Genomic DNA, 16742 nt, shown 5'->3' with positions numbered 1-16742 from the left:
GCAGCGGTATCGCGGCTGGGCCGTCATTGCATGCGTGCGTAATCCTGCTCGTAACGGCCGAAATGGCCCGTGGCCTGGGCGTTGCGCAGGGATTCGTCTTCCGAGGCGATGACCGGCTGGATATCTCCATCGGGGGTAACCCGGCTGTACCATACCCCAGGATTGTCGAGCCCCACCCGCTGCAGCGACTGCCGCGCCTCGCGGTAGTAGGCCTGGCAATTGCTCACCGAGTTGTATTCGATCCGCTCCACACCCTCGGCATAAGCGCGGGGATGCATACCCGCCATGGCGGCCTGGGCGTGCGCAGATAAGGCGCTCGCCAGGGAAGCGTTGGTCAGCTCGAAAGCCACCATGGCCATGGCGTGGACGCGGCTGCGCGCGTTGACCTCGCCCACCACCACGGCGCGCCGGCTCCCGTCGAAGTACGCCGTGGCCACCTCGGGATCGATCCGGATGTCCACAGGACCGCCATCCCGGACGGTTGCGATGGTCTGCCGGAAGGTCGGGGAATCCACGAACACCACGAAAAGATCCCGCATCGCCTGGGCGAGCCGCCCGTCGTCCCCGTCATGCTTCAAGGTCGTGGAGCAAAGCGCCTGCCATTCCTGTGCCCGCTGCTGGAGCAAGGCGGGCGATGGAAACGGCTGCGAGCCCGCCACTGCGTGCAGGTCGGCAATGCCGCTCCACGCCGGAACTTCCCATGCAGCTCCTGCCGGTGCGCCGTGGAACCCACCTGCCACGGCCCCCTGCCAGGCATCGTTGCCGCCATGGTCATCCTGCCAGGCTATCGGGCCTTCGTGCCCGGAAGCGGACCACGGTTCACTAGGCCAGTGGGGCTCCGGCGAGGCCGCGCGGCGCGGAAGGGGCGGCAACGCCTCGCGCAGCGCATGGGTGGAAAAAGAAGAGGCCCCCCGGGGCGACGCCGGGGGCGATCCAGCGGAGTTGCCGCGCGCAGCGGCCTGGCGCTGGAAAGCGGCATAGGCCGCGGGATCGTAAAAAATGGGAGAGGTCTGAAAAAAGTCCATCGCAGTGAATGCAAAATGCTAATTTCCTGATCTTCCCGCTCCGCCGGGTGGCTCCGGCGGCACGGCGCGAATGCCTTTCCAGCCTTGCGAACGCCCTCTGCGCAGCGTTAGATGCTCCGCCCGGCTGGTCTGCGAAGGTGTCTCACGGCCGCCGCATCTCGCATCGCGAGGGCATTTCAGCCTGCCCGGCCGCGATCCGCCGCACCACGCGGAACCCGTAGCCCGAGCCCTCCACGTCGAACGGCACGCCAGGCGTGCCGGCACGCTCCATCACGCCGACCACCAGGGGCTGCTGGAACTGGTGGTCGGCGGCGCGCATGGCGCCGGCCTGCCCGGCCAGCTGCACGCGCGAGCTTTCCATCGCGCGCGCGACGGCGGTGGTGTCGGTCGTGCCGGCGCGCTCCATCGATTCGGCGAGCGATTCGACCATGAGCTGCATGCGCATGTGAACATAGTCGTCGGCCGGGCTCGGGAACCGCTGGCGGAACGACCGGTAGAAGGCCTCGCTCTCCTTCGTGGGCACGTTGGGCAGCCAGTCGGCCACCGCCACGACCTTGTCCACGCCGGCATCGCCCAGCGCCGCGGGCGCCCCCAGGGCGTTGCCATAGAAGGTGTAGAAGGTGCCGGCGTAGCCCACCTCGCGCGCGGCCTTGACCAGCAGCGTGAGGTCGTTGCCCCAGTTGCCGGTGACGACGGCCCGCGCGCCGCTGGCCTGGATCTTCACCGCGTAGGGCGCGAAATCCTTCACGCGGCCCACGGGATGCAGCTCCTCCCCGAGGATTTTCACGTCCGGCCGTTGCGCCGCCAGCTGGCGCCGCGCCTCGCGCAGCACGGCCTGCCCGAAGCTGTAGTCCTGGCCGATCAGGTACACGCCCTGCAGGCCCTTGTCGGCGCGGATGGCCTGCATCAGGGCCGCCATGCGCATGTCGGCATGGGCATCGAAGCGGAAGTGCCAGAAGCTGCACTTCTCGTTGGTCAGGATGGGATCGACCGCGGAATAGTTCAGGAACAGCACGCGCCGCGCCGGATCGCGCTCGTTGTGCTTGTTGATGGCCTCGATCAGCACCGCGGCCGTGGCCGAGGAGTTGCCCTGCAGCACCACGCGCGCGCCGGCGTCGATGGCCGCGCGCAGGGCGGAGAGCGCCTCCTCGTTCTGGCCCTTGCTGTCGTAGCGCTCCAGCACCAGCGGGCGCGCGCCGCCGGCCGCAGCGGGCAGCTTCACGCCGCCGCGGGCATTCACGCGCTCGGTGGCCCAGAGCACATTGCGGTACACGGCCTCGCCCGTGTTGGCGAACGGGCCGGACAGGCTTTCGATCAGCGCGATCCTGATGGGCGCGGCGGCGGGCGAAGGGGCCGACGCGGAAGGCGCGGACGCGGTGGCCGCGGCGGCCGGCGATGCCGCAGCCAGCACCGAGAGGGCGGCCGCGAGCGCGGCGGCAGTGTGGCGGGCCACGGCAGGTGCCGGGAACGGGAAGCGCGGAATGGAAGCGTTCATGGAGACGGTGAGGGAGTGGCGCGAAGGGGCGCCAGTGCGGCACGGGGGTGTCTTGCCGGGACGGCAGCGCCGGGCCCCGGACCGGTGACGGGACCGGTGCGGACGGTGCCGCCCCGGCCAGGTCCGTCAGGGAGAGATGGTAGGCGGGCCCGAGGGAATCGCGGGCACCGAGGCCGCGGCAGCGGGCGGGACCGGCGGCGTCGCGAACACGGGGTACGGCAGCACCTCCGGCAGCGGGTCGGAGGCCGGCGCGCGCTGCGGAGCGACCGGCGTGGCGGTCGCCCTGCCTTCGGCTGGATCCTTCACCTCGCCGGACTCGCGCGCCTCGCGCACCATGGCCTCGGTATCGGGCGTCTTCGGCACCTTGGGCGAGGCCTGGCCCACCTCCGTGGGTGCCTCGCGCGGCGGGATGAAGCGGTCGAAGACCTGGAAGAAGCGGTCGTAGAAGCGCGCGTCGGTGACGGTCTCGCTGCCCACCTTCACGAGGGTGTCGTCGCTGGCCGTCACGGGCAGGGACAGCGAGCCCAGGGCCCCCACGCCGAGGGAGGCCGAATTGTTGATCTTCTTGATGACATAGCGGTCCTGCAGGGCGCTGGCGAAGACCGCCGTGCGCTGCTTCTCCGGTCCTTCGGACGCGCAGACGACGCGCATCTCCACCTGGTAGTGGATGTCGGTGGACGGCTGGAAGTACTTGCGTCCGGCCACCACCTCCGCGCTGGCGGTGCCCACGAGGTAGCCCTGGCTCAGCAGCGCGCGGCGGGCGCCCTCGCACACCCTGGCGGGGGGCGCGTCGAGATGGCGCGTATAGATGCTGGCATTGGTGTTGAAGTCGTCGGGATCGAAGCGGGACGCCCGGTCCAGGCCCGGCATGGAGTTGGGCACCGCCGTGCAACCGGCCAGGGCGGTCAGGGCGCACGCCGCCGCGGCGCGCAACGGGCAGGCACGGCGGCTGGAATACGGGCGCGGAATGTCTTGGAGGCGAAAAGGCATGGGCATGGCGGCAGGATTCCTGACCCTGCATTGTGCTGGTTGCGATTTGGCGCGCCTGCGAAGGGGTTGTAACCCCTCGCAACCGCGAGAATGTGACGCGGTCGCGGGGCGCGGGTTCCGTGCGGCGCAGCTCTTGAAATGCGGCGGCCGGTGCGCATCTGCATCCCAAGCGGCGAACCCGGGCGCCGCGTCCCACAGCGTTCCAGGCGCCCCGTGCGCCGCCCCTTTTTCCAGGAGTTCCGACATGTTCTTCGCCCCCGTCATCCGCCGCGCCGCCTATGGCACCCGTCCCGCCGCCCCCGCCGATTTCGCCCTGCAGCGCTTCATGCAGAGCACCCTGGCCAGCCAGGGGACCACGGTGTCGCAGGACGACAAGACCGTGACCCTGCAGATCGATGTTCCGGGCCTGTCCCGCGAACAACTCAACGTGACGATCGAGGGCCAGCAGGTGCGGCTCTCCAGCGTCGAAGGCGCGCCCCGCCAGGTGCAGCGCGCCTGGGAACTGGCCGACGAGATCGACGCATCCGCCAGTTCCGCCAGGCTCGAGAACGGCGTGCTCACGCTGGTGCTCGCCAAGGTGGTGCCGCAAAGCCGCGCCACCCAGCTCTCGATCGGCTGATCGGCGCATCCGGCTCCGCCCTCGGTTGTCGCCCTTGCGCCCGTGCCTTCGCTGGCCGGGCGCTTTTTTTATCATGCCCGCCTGCCCGCGCGCGGCGGCCCGCAGGCGGCTATGCCAGCGCGTCCAGCGGCCAGCGCGGCTTGACGTCGAACGCGTATTCGCGGTTGGGGGCTTCGCGCCCCGCCTGCAGGCGCATGGCGGCGGCCATGGCGATCATGGCGCCGTTGTCGGTGCACAGGTGCAGTTCGGGATAGTGCACGCGCACACCCATGCGGGCGCAGGCGGCATCCAGCTGGGCGCGCAGCAGCCGGTTGGCTCCCACCCCGCCGGCCACCACCACGCGGCGCAGGCCGGACTGCTGCAGCGCCGCCAGCGTTTTCTTCACGAGCACATCGACGATGGCGGCCTGCGTGCTGGCGGCCAGGTCGGCCTTGCGAGCAGGCAGTTCGTCGCCCAGCTTCTTCGCCTGCGTGAGCACCGCCGTCTTGAGGCCGGCGAACGAGAAATCGAGGTTGCCGCTGTGCAGCAGGGGCCGCGGCAGCTTGAAGGCCGTGGCGTCGCCCTGCTCCGCCAGAAGGGACAGCGCGGGACCGCCCGGGTACCCCAGGCCCAGCAGCTTGGCGGACTTGTCGAACGCCTCGCCGGCCGCGTCGTCGATGGTTTCGCCCAGCAGCTCGTAGCGGCCCACGCCGTCCACGCGCATCAGCTGGGTGTGGCCGCCCGATACCAGCAGCGCGATGAACGGGAATTCGGGCGGGTCGGCGCTCAGGAACGGGGAGAGCAGGTGCCCTTCCAGGTGGTGCACGCCCAGCACGGGCCGGCCCAGGGCCGCCCCCAGGGCGCAGGCCACGCCCGCCCCCACCAGCAGCGCGCCGGCCAGGCCCGGCCCGCGCGTGTAGGCCACCACGTCCACCTGCGCGAGGCGGCAGCCCGACTCGGCCAGCACGGTCTCGGTCAGTGGCAGCACGCGGCGGATGTGGTCGCGGCTGGCCAGTTCGGGCACCACGCCGCCATAGGCCTGGTGCATGTCGATCTGGCTGTGCAGCGCGTGGGAGAGCAGCGTCGGCACGCCGCCGTCCGCCGGCGCGCGCACCAGGGCCACGCCGGTTTCGTCGCAGGAGGATTCGATTCCGAGGATCAGCTGGCTCATGGGCCTGCAAGTGTAGTGGTGCCGCTACCGCCGGGCCGGCTTAATCGGGGCCCGATCCAAATCATTTTCATCATTTTTAATTGGATAAACGTTCTATTTGAAAAATTTGATCGGCACAACAGAAACAACCGCTTACATTGGACCGGTACGTCCACCGCCCCTTCGGAAGACCCGCCCATGCCCCATTCCGCCGACGCCCCCTCCCTCCCGGCACACCGCAGGCGCGGCAGCCCCGGGTGGACCCTGGCCGCGCTCGCGGCATTGCTCACGTCCTGCGGCGGCGGCTCCGGCACCGAGGGCGTGGCCGCGCGCAATGGCGACGTCGCCGCGAGCGCGACCACGCTGTCATCGTCCACCGATGTGTCCGCCCCCGTACCGGACGCCCTGGTGGCGCAGCCCACGTTCCACATCGCACCGGTACTGCTGCCCGAGCCCACGCCCCAGGATGCAGCCGACGCCTCGATGCAGCCGCGAACGACCCCGGTCGATGCCGGCGTGGCGGCGCTGTCCACGCGGCAGCTCACACCGGACCGCATCGAGGCCGCCATTGCGCAGAGCCTGCGCGCGCCTTCCGCCGGCAGTGCGCAGGAGGCCCGTGCCGCCGGCGTGGTCACCACCTATACCCCGGCCCAGGTGCGCGCGGCGTACGGCCTGCCGGCCCTGCCCACGCCGGGTGCAATGCCGAGCGCGCAGCAGGCGGCGCAAATGGGTGCGGGGCAGACGATCTACATCGTGGCGGCACGCCACAACCCGAACGTGGCGGCGGAACTGGCCACGTTCAACCAGAAACTCGGCCTGCCGGCCTGCACCGCGAAAGTGCTGCCGGCGGCCACCGCACTGCCCCTGCCCGCGCCTGCCGCCGCCGGCTGCGAGCTGTGGGTGGCCTACGCCACGGCCGCAGGCGCGCTGGCGGGCACCGCGCCCGCCTACGACGCGGGCTGGGCCACGGAGATCGCGCTGGACGTGCAGTGGTCGCACGCCATTGCCCCGGCCGCGCGCATCGTGCTGATCGAGGCGCCGGACGCATCGGTCAACGCGCTCACCGCCGCCGTGCGGCTGGCCAACGCCATGGGGGAGGGACAGGTGTCCATGAGCTTCGGCGCGCCGGAAGGCAGCTGGACCGGCGGGCTCGAATCCGCCTTCACCGGAGCGCGCATGGGCTACCTCGCGGCCACCGGGGATTCGGGCGCGGGTGTGATGTGGCCCGCCGCATCGCCGGGCGTGCTCGGCGTGGGCGGCACCTCGCTGAGCTACTCCGGAGCGGGCCCCCGCTCCGAGGTGGCGTGGTCGGGCACGGGCGGAGGCACCAGCGCCTACGCCGCGACGCCGGCCTACCAGCAGGCCGGCCTGCCCGGCTTGGGCTCGGTGCCCCGCCGCACGGTCGCGGACGTGGCCATGAACGCCGATCCGTCCACCGGCCAGTACGTGGCCGCGATCCCGCAGGCCGGCGGCGCCGCGCAGTGGCTGAGCGCGGGCGGCACCAGCCTGTCCACGCCGATGTGGTCGGGCCTGATGGCGGTGGCCGGCGCGCTGCGCGCGCTGGCGGGCAAGGAGGCGCTGGGCCGGCCGCATGCCGTGCTGTACGGCACGGTGGGCGCGCAACCCTCCAGCTATGCGGCCGGCTTCCTCGACGTGGCGGCCGGCAGCCATGGCACCTGCGCCACCTGCACCGCCCGCGCAGGCTATGACCAGCTCACCGGGCTGGGCACACCCCGCGCCGCGGACCTGCTCGGGCTGCTGGCCGGCTCCACCGTGGCCGCGCCGCCACCGGTGGTGGGCAGCGCCGCGGTGAGCGGGATGGCCGGCCAGCCGCTGTCCTTCACCGTCTCGGTCGCATCGGCCAACCCGGTCGGCTTCAGCCTGGCCGGTGCCCCGGCCGGCATGGTAGTGTCCGCCACCGGCGTGGTCACCTGGGCCGCGCCGGTGGCCGGCAGCTACGCGGTGGCCGTGACGGCGCGCGACACCCGAACGGGCCTGAGCGGCCAGGGCACCTGCACGGTCACCATCGCGGCGCCTGCGCCGCCCGCCGTGCCGGGCGGCAGCATCTCCGGCACCGCGGGCGTGCCGCTGTCGTTCAGTGGCGCGGCCACCGCGGTGAATCCCCTGCGCTATGCGCTGAGCGGCACGCCCTCCGGCATGTCGATAGGCGCAGACGGCGCCGTGGCCTGGCCCCGCCCCGTGCAGGGCACCTACGCGGTGACCGTGGAGGCCACGGACACGCGCACCGGCCTCACCGGCCGCGGCATCTACACCGTGCGCATCGCGGCGGCCGGCGGCGGCACGGCGCCGGCCGGGCTGTCGGTCACCGCCGCGCCCTGGACCGGAACGGCCGGCCAGGCGCTCACCGGCACCGTCACGGTCTCCGCGCCGGGCGCCGCCTGGGTATCGGTGACGATCACCGGCGCCCCGCTGGGCATGGGCTTCTCGATGCAGGGCACGGCGGTGACCGCCCGCTGGCCCGCGCCCGTGGCAGGCAACTACACCCTGGCCATCGTGGCGCGCGACTCCCTGAGCCGCACCGCCCAGGCCGCGGTGCCCGTGTCCATCCACTGAGTGGCGGGGTCGTCCGCACGCTGCGGCCGCTTCTCACTCACCAGCGGTCGGACCGCATGCGCAGCTCCCACTGGCCCGCGCGCATGCCATACACGCCGACCGCACCGTAGCGCTGCTCGCCCTTGTCGTCCCACTTCATGGTGCCGGTGACGGGGGCGTAGCCGTTGATGGCGTGCAGCGCCTTCGTGATCTCGCGCGGATCGGCCGACTTGGCCTGCTGGATGGCGGCCGAGAGCACATAGGTCGCGTCGTAGCTGTAGTGCCCGCCATAGGCCGGCGCCCGCTTGAAGGCGCGGTCGTAGCGGTCCAGGAACTGCCGGCCCGCGATGAACTCGCGCGCCTCCAGCACGGGCGAGGTGGCGTAGATGCCCGCCAGCTTGCGGTCGCCCTTGAGCATGTCGATAGTCTTGATGGTGTCCCCGCCCAGGATGCTGACGCGGGTGTAGTTCGCCTGCACCAGCGCATCGATCAGGGCGAGCACCTGGAAATCGTTGAGGGTCGTGACGATCACGTCCACGCGCTCCTGCTGCAGGCGGCCGGCCAGCGCCTTGAAATCGGTGGTCTTGTCGTCGAAGGATTCGCGCACGGAGACATTGCGCTTGTCCTGCGCGATCTGCGCCGCGGCACCGTCGGCCAGCCCCTTGCCGTACGGCGTGCCGTCGTCGAGCACGGCGTAGCTGGACGCGGACAGCTGCGTGGCGGCGAACGAGCCCATGGCGCGCGCCTGCAGGGCATCGTTGGCGACGAGCCGGAAGGTGCCGGGAAACCCCAGCTGCGTGAAGCGCGGATGGGTGGAGATGGCCAGCTGGGGGATGCCCCGGGCGGCGTAGATGGGCGCGGCCTCGATGCTGACGCCGGAATTCAGGTGCCCCACCACCGCCACCACGCCCGATTCGACCAGTTGCTGCGCCACGGTCTTGCCCGTGGCGGCGTCCGCGCGATCGTCCTGGGCCACCACTTCCAGGGTGACGCGCTTGCCGTCCACCATGAAGCCGGACTGATTGAGCTCGTCCACCGCCATCTTCACGCCGTTGAGCATGTCCTGCCCCAGCGCCGCGAGCGGCCCCGACAGCGGCTGGGCCACGCCGATCTTCACCGTGTCCGGCATGCGGCTGCACCCCGCAAGCACCAGCGCGGCGCATGCCCCCGCCAGCCCTGCCAGCGCCGCACGCCTGCCGCCCCGCACCGCCACCCCGTCCATCCCCTGCCTCGTCGTCTGCATCACGGTCGTTCCATTCATTGAGTTCGGTTGATCGATGGGACGCAAGGTATATAAGAGCCTTGCCCCGTACGCTATCGGGTAACTCCTGTCTGATAGCAAGTTCCAATCCTGGAACAACGCGGTCCGCTGCACCAATTTGGCGTGTTTCTTGCTCTAGGCTGGGCGTATGAACGAGTCGCTGCGCATCGTGGTGGTGGCCCCGGACCTGTCCACGCCCGGGGAGGAGGACGAGCACGCCCGGGAGCAGGCCGAGCGTTCGCGCGCGCTGCGCATCGGCCTGCTGGAGAACGGCTTCAACCTGGTGGCGACGCTGCCGGCGGACGTGTTCCTGAGCGAGCGCATCGCCCAGTTGCAGCCCGACATGGTGATCGTGGACGCGGAAAGCGCCGCGCGCGACGCGCTCGAACACGTGGTGATGGCCACGCGCGAGGCGCCCCGCCCCATCGTGCTGTTCACCAACGACGAGGACACCTCCCACGTGAAGGATGCCGTGGCCGCGGGCGTGACCGCCTACATCGTGGCCGGGCTCGCACCGCAGCGCATCCGCCCCATCCTGGACGTGGCGATGGCGCGCTTCCAGCACGAACAGGCCCTGAAGGCCGAATTGGCCGATGCGCGCGGCGCGCTGCAGGACCGCAAGACCATCGACCGCGCCAAGGGCCTGCTCATGCAGCGCCACGGCCTGACCGAACAGGCCGCCTACGACAAGCTGCGCCGGTCCGCGATGGACAAGGGCCTGAAGCTGGGGGAAGTCGCCCGGCGCATGATCGACGCCTTCGACCTGCTGGGCTGAGGCCTGGCGCCGGCCGCTTCAACGGTCCTTCATCATTTGCTTGTAGATGGCATAGACGGCCTTGCCCTCCTTGGAGGTCGAATTCAGCAGGTTGCCGGACTTGACGGCCTTCTTCAGCGCCTCGGTCAATCCATCAGGGTACTCCCCCAGCAAGGCCGCCGCCCTCTGGTTGCGAGAGAACTGCGCCCGCATCTTCGGATCGCCGCCATCACCCGAGACGTGCCGCCCATCCAGCGCGCCGCGCCCGCCTTCGTACCGCGTGCTCGCGGAAAACGCCACGCCGCGCGGCGCCATCGAAGAGGACGACTCCGCCGATGCCCTGGGCGGGCGGTTCGCCGCGCGCGGCGGGCTCGCGGGAAGATCCCACTGCGTGACCTTGTCGGGGGATTCGTCCTGCGCGCGCTCGGGCGAGCTGTTCGGCGACACCTGGAAGGTAGCGTAGGGATTCCTTCCACCGTTTCCTGAAACTCTGTTGAACATGGGGTAGTACCTGAAAGTTGAAGGTTGATTCCGCCGCCCTCGTGGACGATGCCAGCGGGCAGCACTGCGCCCATCCTCGCGGATGCGGCGCGCTGCGGCCGGGCGCGCCCGAAGCGAGCATCGGCGGGGCGAACCCCGCCCCGCATGCACAGGCGGCTGGCGCCTGCGCACGAAGAAAGTGCACCGCCTGCCCGCAGTGCACCAATCCGGCCCCGTCCCGGGGCACCGCGCCCCGAAAGCCCCGCTGCGCCGCGGGCCCGGAAAAGCCGTGCCTGGCGCCACCTGGCTGGCACAGGCCTTGCAACGCTTGCCGCAGCACCCATCGCAGGGTCTCCGAGCTTCCCGTCCAACGGCGGACGGGGTCTCGACCACAGGACAAAGGCGTCCCCACCCCTCGCGGCCCTCCGGCCGCGGGGCGGTGCGGACGCCTTTTTCCGTTTCGACGCATGCCCCGGGCCCGCGCCCGCCCCCTTCGCAAGGAAGCCCCGATGACCGACCTATCGAAAACCAGCCTCCAACGCCGCACCGTGCTGCAGGCCGCCGCCGTGGGCGCCGCCGGCGTCAGCCCGGCGCTGCGGTCCCTCGTGCATGCCGCGGGCTCCGACGCGCCCGAGAAGAAGGAAGTGAAGATCGGCTTCATCCCGCTGACCGACTGCGCCAGCGTGGTCATGGCCTCGGTGCTGGGCATCGACGAGAAGTACGGCGTGAAGATCATCCCCAGCAAGGAGGCCAGCTGGGCGGGCGTGCGCGACAAGCTGGTGAACGGCGAGCTGGACTTCGCCCACGTGCTCTACGGCCTGGTCTATGGCGTGCACCTGGGCGTGGGCGGCCCCAAGAAGGACATGGCCGTGCTCATGACCCTCAACAACAACGGCCAGGCGATCACGCTCTCCAAGAAGCTGGCCGAGAAGGGCGCTGTCAACGGCGCGAGCCTGGCCAAGCTGATGGCCACGGAAAAACGCGAATACACCTTCGCGCAGACCTTCCCCACCGGCACGCACGCCATGTGGCTCTACTACTGGCTGGCGGCCAACGGCATCGATCCGATGAAAGGCGCCAAGGTCATCACCGTGCCGCCACCGCAGATGGTGGCCAACATGCGCGTGGGCAACATGGACGGCTTCTGCGTGGGCGAGCCCTGGAACCACCGCGCCATCATGGACGGCATCGGCATCACCGCCACCACCACGCAGGCCATCTGGAAGGACCACCCCGAGAAGGTGCTGGGCACCACCTCGGAGTTCGTGCAGAAGTACCCCAACACGGCCCGCGCCGTGACGGCGGCCATCCTGGAAGCCGGCCGCTGGATCGACGAAAGCCTGGCCAACAAGAGCAAGATGGCCGAGACCATCGCCGGCAAGGCCTACGTGAACACCGGCGTGGACGCGATCAACCAGCGCATCCTGGGCCGCTACCAGGACGGCCTGGGCAAGACCTGGGACGAGCCCGACTACATGAAGTTCTACAACGACGGCGCCGTGAACTTCCCGTACCTGTCGGACGGCATGTGGTTCCTGACCCAGCACAAGCGCTGGGGCCTGATCAAGGACCACCCCGACTACCTCGGCGTGGCGAAGTCCGTCAACCGCATCGACCTCTACAAGCAGGCCGCAGCGGCCGCCAAGGTACCCCTGCCCAAGAGCGACATGCGCACGAGCAAGCTGGTGGACGGCATCGTCTGGGACGGCAAGGACCCCGCGAAATACGCGGACGGCTTCAAGATCAAGGTCTGAGCGCCGGCCCTCCCACCCCGATCACCGCGAAGGAGCCCATCATGGTCAGCGCCGTCTTCCATGCTCCCCCGGAGCCCGCCGCCACCGCCGCCGCGCATTCCGCGTCGGCCCCCTCCTCCACCGCCTCCACGATGAAGACCGCATCCCCTCCCGCCCCTGCGGCGGCCGCCCCCACCCCCGTGCCGCGCGACACCTCCGCCGCCCTGCGGCGCTTCTGGCTGGCGGTGCTGCCGCCCGCCTGCGGCCTGGGCCTGCTGCTGGTGATCTGGGCCGTGGTCTCCGCCACCACCGGCGGGAGCATCCCGACCCCGGCCGACACCTGGAAGCAGGCCGTGGAGATCTTCAGCAACCCGTTCTACCGCAACGGCCCCAACGACCAGGGCGTGGGGTGGAACGTGCTGGCCTCGCTGGAGCGCGTGGCCATCGGCTTCGGGCTCGCGGCGGTGGTGGGCATCCCGGCGGGCTTCGTGATCGGGCGCTTCACCTTCCTCTCGCGCATGTTCAACCCGCTCATCAGCCTGCTGCGCCCGGTCTCGCCGCTGGCCTGGCTGCCGATCGGCCTGCTGGTGTTCAAGGGCGCGAATCCCGCGGCCATCTGGACCATCTTCATCTGCTCCATCTGGCCGATGATCATCAACACCGCCGTGGGCGTGCAGCGCGTGCCGCAGGACTACATGAACGTGGCCCGCGTGCTGAATCTTTCCGAATGGAAGATCGCCACCACCATCCTCTTCCCCTCGGTGCTGCCCTACATGCTCACCGGGGTGCGCCTGGCCGTCGGCACCGCCTGGCTGGTGATCGTGGCCGCCGAGATGCTGACCGGCGGCGTCGGCATCGGCTTCTGGGTGTGGGACGAGTGGAACAACCTGAACGTCAAGAACATCCTGATCGCGATCTTCGTGATCGGCATCGTCGGGCTGCTGCTCGAATACGCCCTCGTCAAGCTCGCCACGGCCTTCTCGTTCGAAGAGGTCAAGGCCTGACCCACCCAGGAGACTTCCATGCAACCCTCTCTCAGCACCAAGTTCATCGAAATCCAGGGCGTGGAGCAGACCTTCAAGACCACCAAGGGCCTGTTCCCGGCGCTGCGCGGCATCGACCTGGCGATCGCCAAGGGCGAGTTCGTCTCGCTGATCGGGCACTCGGGCTGCGGCAAATCCACGCTGCTGAACCTGATCGGGGGGCTGACCACCCCCACCGCGGGCACCCTGATCTGCGCCAACAAGGAGATCAAGGGCCCGGGCCCGGACCGCGCCGTGGTCTTCCAGAACCACTCCCTGCTGCCCTGGCTGACCTGCGAAGGCAACGTGCACCTGGCCGTGGAGCGCGTGTTCGGCGCCACGGAATCGAAGGCGCGCCTGAAGGAGCGCACCGCCGCTGCCCTGGCGCTGGTGGGCCTGAGCCATGCCGCGCACAAGCGCCCCGGCGAAATCTCCGGCGGCATGAAGCAGCGCGTGGGCATCGCGCGGGCCCTGTCGATGGAGCCGCAGGTGCTGCTGATGGACGAACCCTTCGGCGCCCTGGACGCCCTCACCCGCGCCAAGCTGCAGGACGAGCTGCTGGAGATCGTGGCGCGCACGCAGAGCACCGTGGTGATGGTGACCCACGACGTGGACGAGGCCGTGCTGCTGTCCGACAAGATCGTGATGCTGACCAACGGACCGGCGGCGACGATTGGCGAGGTGCTGGCGGTGGAGATTCCGCGGCCGCGCAGCCGCGTGCAGCTGGCGGAGGATGCGGTATACCTGCAGTGCCGGAAGGCGGTGATCGATTTTCTGTATACGCGGCAGGGGCATGTGGAGAAGGTGGCTTGAGGGGCGCCGTCGCCCATTCCGGCCCTGTGCCTGCGATTCAAACGGCGCGGCGCGCGACAATTTCCCAGACAACCTTGGGCAGCGCATAGCGCTGTATCGTCTTCTCCTGAATGCTGATGACGTCCCAGCCTTCGTCGCACAACGAGCGGGCCGACGCTTCATCGAAAAAGCGCTTCAATTGGCCATGCACGAGGTACTGGCCCTCTCCCACCGGGCGATGACCGGCCGCGCCGAAATGGACGTCTTGCGTTGAGTTCACGCGGCAAAGAAAGATGCCACCAGGAGCGAGGCAATCCCGTATGCGATGCATCACCTCCTCCGTCTGCCCAACGGAAAAATAGTGCAGCGACAGGCTTGCGATCACGGCGCTCGCGTTGTGGGCGGCTATAGGAAAATGCTCGCGAAGATCCTGTCGATACAAGAACTGCTGCGAAATCCTTTTCCCCGCCTCGGCGATGGCTGCCGGTGATCGATCGACGCCGACCACGGAAAACCCTTCGGCTGCCAGCATCGCGAGATCTGCTCCATTGCCGCAGCCGAGTTCTGCGATCACCCCGCCCCCTGCACTGTGCCGAAGCAGGGGAAGCCATCGCCTCAGCCACTCGTCGTGCGCCGGCCCCCAGCGCCGGCCGCCGAGAAACGAGGCCAGGCCCCATACGGAGAATTTGAGGGAATCCGCCCATTTGCCCGAAAGCACCGGGTAATTTTTAGTTATCGTGAATCGCCTCAAGCCTCGTCACCCTTCCACGCAGATACTACTTTCGCTCCTGGATGCATCACGATACACCCCCGACCTTCCTGTCCCAGCCCATCGCTGGCACGGAAACCGACGATCCTGCCTCGACGCTTCCCCCGGTCCACCGCGCGTCCACCATTTTCCTGCCGACCCTCGCGCGGCTGAAAAGCGCCGACTGGCGCAACCGCAGCCAACCACCCTACGGCAGAGATGGTTCCCGCGCCGCATGCGAACTGGAAACCAGGCTTGCACACATCGAAGGTGCCCGGCAAGCGCTCGTGGTGTCTTCCGGGCTCGCGGCATACGCGCTGATCTGCATGGCTCTGCTGTCTCCCGGCGACGTCGTCGCGATGCCGACGAACGGCTATGGCACCGCGCAGCAAATGCTGCGGAACGTATTTCACCGCTTCGGCATCGGAATTGTGCTGTATGACCCCATGGCGCCCGAGACCTGGGCCGGGGCCGTTCCCCCTTCCACCCGCCTGTTGTGCGTCGAGGCACCGGGCTCGGTCACCATGGAAGTTCCGGATCTTCGGCGCCTTGCCGGCTTCGCAGAGGAACAGGGATGCATCGCCGCGATCGACAATACATACAGCGCAGGATTCCATCTGCGTGTGTTTGAACTCGGCTTCCATGTGTCCATCCAGGCACTGACGAAACTCCAGTCCGGTGGTGCCGATCTGGTGATGGGAAGCGTGGGCAGCGTGCGCGAGGACATCTCCCTCAGCCTTGGCGAAACACGCCATTTTCTCGGAATGCATGTCTCGCCGGATGATATTTATCTGGTGCTCAGGGGCCTGCCCACGCTGAGCCTTCGGTACGCGGCCAACACGGAAGCGTCCTTGCGCCTCGCGCAGTGGTTTTCGGAGAAGAAGGAGATCGTGGCCGTCATGCATCCGGCTTTCCGCGGCAGCCAGGGCCACGACCATTGGAAACGGTATTTCACGGGTGCCACCAGCCTGTTCAGCATTGCCTTCGACGCATCGGTCGAAACCGAAAAAATAGAGGCGTTTCTCGAAGCCTTGACCCTCTTTCACTTTGGTTTCTCGTGGGGAGGTCCGACCAGCCTGGTCATGTTCTACGGCAAGGAGAATGCTTCCACGCGACATTTAAAAAGAAGCCATCCCGGGGCGGGCTGCATTGCGCGGTTCTGGCTCGGCCTGGAAGACGGAGGCGATCTGGCGGCGGACGTATCCAACGCCTGGTCATCGGCCTTCGACGCATAGCGCGCTCCAGCCATCGAACCGCCTGGCCCCGGCACCGCCCGGGCTCAGCCCAGCACGCTCAGCACGAGGCCGACCATCACGAACAATGTGCAGGCCAGCCGCATCCCGACCACTTTCTCCTTCAGGAAGACGGCACCGAAGAGGGCCCCGAATACAACGCTTGTCTCGCGCAGCGCCGAAACCAGCGCGGGCTGGCTCCGCGACAGCGCGAGAATCACGAGCCCGTGGGCTGCCGACATCACGAAGCCGTTGACCAGGCAACTTCGGCCATTCCTCGCGACGTAGGATTGCAGCTTCCTGAAACCCGCCGCTGCCGCGACCATCAGCATCAGCATCCCTTCGAGGACGAACAACCACAGCACATAGGTGAGCGCCTGGCCGCTCACGCGTGCACCCTCGCTGTCCAGCAAGGTGAACACCGCGATGAATGCCGAAGTCCCCAGTGCGAACGCTATGGCCCGGCCTTCATTCCCTTTCGGAAGACCCCGGGAGAACGACAGGCCCATGATGCCTGCCCCGATGACGGCGATTCCCACGTATTTCCAGGGTGCCAGCACGGTGCCCAGCAACAGGACCGAGATCGCCGTCACCATCAGCGGCGTGGCACCGCGGGCAATGGGATATACCTGGCTCATGTCTCCGTGCTTGTAGCCCGCGCTGAGACAGATACGGTAACCGGCATGCAGCGGTGCGGAGACCGCCAGCCACTTCCAGGCCGCGGGGTCCATGCCTGGGAAAAATGGCAGCATCGCCAGGCAGATACCGCCGGAGGTAGCCGCCATCACGGTCAGCGAAAGAAACTTGTCCTCATCCTTCTTGACGAAGAGATTCCATGCCGCATGCATCACCGCGGAGAGCATGACGAGGCCTAGTGATACGGTGTCCAAGATGAAGTTCTTCGGGCAG

General features: G+C 68.9%; 15 protein-coding genes. 7 read left to right on the top strand and 8 right to left on the bottom strand.

What is annotated here, in order from left to right:
- Positions 1-23: 23 nt before the first annotated feature.
- From BLR05_RS27280 to BLR05_RS18340, 3 genes are all read right to left on the bottom strand, one after another.
- Positions 24-578: a hypothetical protein gene (locus BLR05_RS27280; protein ID WP_230681243.1), complete on the bottom strand. Its 555-nt coding sequence runs from the start codon at positions 576-578 to the stop codon at positions 24-26.
- Between the two features lie 589 nt (positions 579-1167).
- Positions 1168-2520 carry a branched-chain amino acid ABC transporter substrate-binding protein gene (locus BLR05_RS18345; protein ID WP_092837013.1) on the bottom strand — a complete coding sequence of 451 codons (1353 nt, stop codon included), beginning with the start codon at positions 2518-2520 and terminating at the stop codon, positions 1168-1170.
- 126 nt (positions 2521-2646) lie between these two features.
- Positions 2647-3510 carry a DUF2242 domain-containing protein gene (locus BLR05_RS18340; RefSeq protein WP_092837059.1) on the bottom strand — a complete coding sequence of 288 codons (864 nt, stop codon included), beginning with the start codon at positions 3508-3510 and terminating at the stop codon, positions 2647-2649.
- A gap of 244 nt (positions 3511-3754) precedes the next feature.
- On the opposite strand from BLR05_RS18340, the gene BLR05_RS18335 reads away from it, so the two are divergent.
- Positions 3755-4129 carry an Hsp20/alpha crystallin family protein gene (locus BLR05_RS18335; RefSeq protein WP_092837010.1) on the top strand — a complete coding sequence of 125 codons (375 nt, stop codon included), beginning with the start codon at positions 3755-3757 and terminating at the stop codon, positions 4127-4129.
- Between the two features lie 109 nt (positions 4130-4238).
- On the opposite strand, the gene tsaD is transcribed toward BLR05_RS18335, so the two are convergent.
- Complete coding sequence (tsaD, locus tag BLR05_RS18330) at positions 4239-5279, bottom strand: tRNA (adenosine(37)-N6)-threonylcarbamoyltransferase complex transferase subunit TsaD (RefSeq protein WP_092837007.1); 1041 nt, start codon at positions 5277-5279, stop codon at positions 4239-4241.
- Between the two features lie 177 nt (positions 5280-5456).
- Here tsaD and BLR05_RS18325 point away from each other — a divergent pair, with 177 nt between their 5' ends.
- On the top strand, positions 5457-7832 hold the full coding sequence (locus BLR05_RS18325) for a peptidase S53 (RefSeq protein WP_143015954.1): 2376 nt from the start codon (positions 5457-5459) through the stop codon (positions 7830-7832).
- A 37-nt stretch (positions 7833-7869) separates the two neighbouring features.
- Here the strand turns inward: BLR05_RS18325 and BLR05_RS18320 are convergent, their stop codons facing one another.
- Positions 7870-9054 carry a branched-chain amino acid ABC transporter substrate-binding protein gene (locus BLR05_RS18320; RefSeq protein ID WP_092837054.1) on the bottom strand — a complete coding sequence of 395 codons (1185 nt, stop codon included), beginning with the start codon at positions 9052-9054 and terminating at the stop codon, positions 7870-7872.
- Positions 9055-9220: 166 nt separating this feature from the next.
- Between BLR05_RS18320 and BLR05_RS18315 the strand changes: the two genes are divergently transcribed.
- On the top strand, positions 9221-9847 hold the full coding sequence (locus BLR05_RS18315) for an ANTAR domain-containing response regulator (protein ID WP_092837004.1): 627 nt from the start codon (positions 9221-9223) through the stop codon (positions 9845-9847).
- Positions 9848-9865: 18 nt separating this feature from the next.
- On the opposite strand, the gene BLR05_RS18310 is transcribed toward BLR05_RS18315, so the two are convergent.
- Complete coding sequence (locus tag BLR05_RS18310; protein WP_092837001.1) at positions 9866-10327, bottom strand: hypothetical protein; 462 nt, start codon at positions 10325-10327, stop codon at positions 9866-9868.
- 488 nt (positions 10328-10815) lie between these two features.
- On the opposite strand from BLR05_RS18310, the gene BLR05_RS18305 reads away from it, so the two are divergent.
- From BLR05_RS18305 to BLR05_RS18295, 3 genes are read left to right on the top strand one after another with little or no spacing between them, the layout of a single operon-like run.
- Positions 10816-12060: a CmpA/NrtA family ABC transporter substrate-binding protein gene (locus tag BLR05_RS18305; RefSeq protein WP_092836998.1), complete on the top strand. Its 1245-nt coding sequence runs from the start codon at positions 10816-10818 to the stop codon at positions 12058-12060.
- Positions 12061-12101: 41 nt separating this feature from the next.
- Positions 12102-13043: a nitrate ABC transporter permease gene (ntrB, locus tag BLR05_RS18300; protein ID WP_092836995.1), complete on the top strand. Its 942-nt coding sequence runs from the start codon at positions 12102-12104 to the stop codon at positions 13041-13043.
- Positions 13044-13061: 18 nt separating this feature from the next.
- Entirely contained in the window at positions 13062-13874 is an 813-nt protein-coding gene (locus BLR05_RS18295; RefSeq protein ID WP_092836992.1) for an ABC transporter ATP-binding protein, read from the top strand.
- A gap of 37 nt (positions 13875-13911) precedes the next feature.
- Here the strand turns inward: BLR05_RS18295 and BLR05_RS18290 are convergent, their stop codons facing one another.
- Positions 13912-14454: a class I SAM-dependent methyltransferase gene (locus BLR05_RS18290; RefSeq protein WP_279616028.1), complete on the bottom strand. Its 543-nt coding sequence runs from the start codon at positions 14452-14454 to the stop codon at positions 13912-13914.
- Between the two features lie 191 nt (positions 14455-14645).
- Here BLR05_RS18290 and BLR05_RS18285 point away from each other — a divergent pair, with 191 nt between their 5' ends.
- Positions 14646-15836: a PLP-dependent transferase gene (locus tag BLR05_RS18285; RefSeq protein WP_092836986.1), complete on the top strand. Its 1191-nt coding sequence runs from the start codon at positions 14646-14648 to the stop codon at positions 15834-15836.
- A gap of 44 nt (positions 15837-15880) precedes the next feature.
- Here the strand turns inward: BLR05_RS18285 and BLR05_RS18280 are convergent, their stop codons facing one another.
- Positions 15881-16723, bottom strand: a complete 843-nt coding sequence (locus BLR05_RS18280) for an EamA family transporter (RefSeq protein ID WP_092836983.1) — start codon at positions 16721-16723, stop codon at positions 15881-15883.
- Between the last annotated feature and the right edge of the window lie 19 nt (positions 16724-16742).

Source organism: Paracidovorax cattleyae, assembly GCF_900104515.1.
Taxonomy (GTDB): Bacteria; Pseudomonadota; Gammaproteobacteria; order Burkholderiales; family Burkholderiaceae_C; genus Paracidovorax; species Paracidovorax cattleyae.
This window is presented reverse-complemented; position numbering and strand designations above follow the sequence as displayed.